The organism is Pseudomonas sp. KB_12, assembly GCF_052114545.1.
GTDB lineage: Bacteria > Pseudomonadota > Gammaproteobacteria > Pseudomonadales > Pseudomonadaceae > Aquipseudomonas > Aquipseudomonas brassicacearum.
Map to the genome: position 1 here is coordinate 1 of NZ_JBFREY010000111.1, position 424 is coordinate 424.

The 424-nt window shown below is 66.7% G+C and carries 1 pseudogene; it reads left to right on the top strand.

The features are described from left to right. Nucleotides 1-387, top strand: a pseudogene (locus AB4Z20_RS28090) (hypothetical protein); the annotation flags it as partial. Between the last annotated feature and the right edge of the window lie 37 nt (nt 388-424).

Genomic DNA, 424 nt, shown 5'->3' on the forward strand with positions numbered 1-424 from the left:
GGCAATCAGCTCGGCGCGTATCCGCCGGAGGATACGGTGGCGATGTCGTTCGCCTTCGACAGCGGCGTGCTGGGTACCGGGCTGTGGAATTTCGACAGCTACAAGCACCACGACTGCATCGAGGTGATCGGCGACCGGGGCAGCATGCGCTTTGCCACCTTTGGCGACGGGCCGATCGCGGTGGAGACGAAGGAGGGCGTGCGCGAGTATCGCGTGGCCAATCCCGCGCATATCCAGCAGCCGTTGATCGAGACCATCGTGCGGGAGTTGCGCGGGGAGAAGGGCGTGTGTCCTTCCACCGCCGAGAGCGGGGCGCGCACGAACTGGGTGATGGATCAGGTGCTGCGTGCGTATCGGCGCAAGACGGGGCAGGTCATCGGCGCCTGAGGCGCCACGCGCCGGCGTAGGTTGGGGTGAGCGAAGC